2 protein-coding genes and 1 pseudogene are annotated in these 1,508 nt (G+C 67.8%); 1 reads left to right on the forward strand and 2 read right to left on the reverse strand.

The window, feature by feature from the left end; all coding sequences use genetic code 11:
- Positions 1-288: pseudogene (locus VDP82_RS18000) on the forward strand (ABC transporter ATP-binding protein); the annotation flags it as partial.
- Between the two features lie 73 nt (positions 289-361).
- Here the strand turns inward: VDP82_RS18000 and VDP82_RS18005 are convergent.
- Together VDP82_RS18005 and VDP82_RS18010 are read right to left on the reverse strand one after the other, a co-directional pair.
- Positions 362-829 carry a VOC family protein gene (locus VDP82_RS18005; RefSeq protein WP_323016185.1) on the reverse strand — a complete coding sequence of 156 codons (468 nt, stop codon included), beginning with the start codon at positions 827-829 and terminating at the stop codon, positions 362-364.
- Positions 822-1,508: RidA family protein (locus VDP82_RS18010; RefSeq protein WP_323016186.1), on the reverse strand; the 687-nt coding region annotated here is incomplete at its 5' end. The genes VDP82_RS18005 and VDP82_RS18010, both read right to left, overlap by 8 nt.

Genomic DNA, 1,508 nt, shown 5'->3' on the forward strand with positions numbered 1-1,508 from the left:
GGCGAGCAGCAATTGCTGGCGGTGGGCATGGCGCTCATCACCCAGCCCAAGGCCATCCTGCTCGACGAGCCGACGGCGGGCCTCTCGCCCGTCGCCGCCGAAAAGGTGCTCTCGACGCTGGTCGAGATCAATCGCCGCTTCGGCACCACCGTGCTGCTGGTCGAGCAGAACGTGATGATCGCGCTGGCCATCGTGCAGCGCGCCATCGTCTTCCGCTCCGGCAGCATCGTCTATGATGCCCCGGCAGACGATCTGCGCGCCAAGGACGATATCTGGTCGGTGTTCTGATCCTCCCCGGACAGACGGCCAGAGGGGCCGGAGCATTGCTCCGGCCCCTCATTGTTTCCGGGAAAAGATGGCCTTACCCAGCCTGCTTGAGCTCGACCAGCGTGCCGCCGGTGGTGGCGGGGTCGAGGAAGATAATGGGCTTGCCGCTGGCGCCGATCTCCGGCCGGCCGCTGCCGAGCGGCATGACGCCCAGGCGGGCGAGCCGGGTCAGGGCTGCCGACAGGTCCGGCACCAGATAGCACACATGATGCAGCCCGCCCTGGGGCGAGCGGGCGAGGAAATCGCCGCTGGTGTGCGCGCCCAGCAGGCTGCGCGGAGGGCTGCGCCGGCCCAGCGGGGCGATCAGCTCGATGCGGGCATTGGCGAACTCGACGAAGCTCACCTCGATATCGTGCTCTTCGAGCAGGACCGTCGCGCCGATGGTGCAGCCCATGGCATTGCGGTAAAAGGCGATCGCCGCCCCCAGGTCGGGGACGACGATGCCGATATGATCGATGATGAGGCCGCCTACGCCGAGGGCGGCGTTCAGCGGCTCAGACACTGCCGATGGCCTCGAACTGCACTTCGGCCCGTGCGACCGGGCCGGGGCCATGCACGGCGACGCATTCAAGCGCCGGCAGGTCCGCGTCGGCGATGAATTCGCGGCGAATGGCCTCGAAGACATTGAGATCGGCCGCCTCGCGCAGATAGACGGTGAGCTTGACCAGCCGAGCGAGGTCCGAACCGGCGGCCGTGGCCGCGACGGCCAGTTGCTCGAAGCAGGCCCAGCACTGGGCGGCGAAGCCGGGTCGGGTTTCGATCTCCTCGAGCCGTGAGGCCACGGCGCGGGCCGCCCCGTCCAGATCGGCGGAAGAACGCACCAGCCGTCCACCCGCATCGAGCCCGACCATGCCCGAATAGAACAATAGCGAGCCGTAGCCGACCGCCGCCGGCGCGCCCAGCGGGGCGGGCATGGACCACTTGACCGCCCGGCGCTTGCCGCTGCCGCCGACCGCCGCCGTCAGTTCGATCTCGATCTTGCAGCCGCGATGGCCCACTTCGTCGAAACCGGAAACGGCCAGCGCCACGTCGTCATTGGGGAAGAAATGGCGGTGCACCCGGTGAAAGACCGGGAAGTCGCGCACATCGGCCAGATAGACGGTGGACAACAGCACATCGTCCATCGAGGCGCCATTGGCCGCGAGCAGCTTGCGCAATTCGTCATAGACGAACCAGGTCTG

It is taken from the genome of Devosia sp., from assembly GCF_034675085.1.
In the GTDB taxonomy this organism is placed as follows: Bacteria; Pseudomonadota; Alphaproteobacteria; order Rhizobiales; family Devosiaceae; genus Devosia.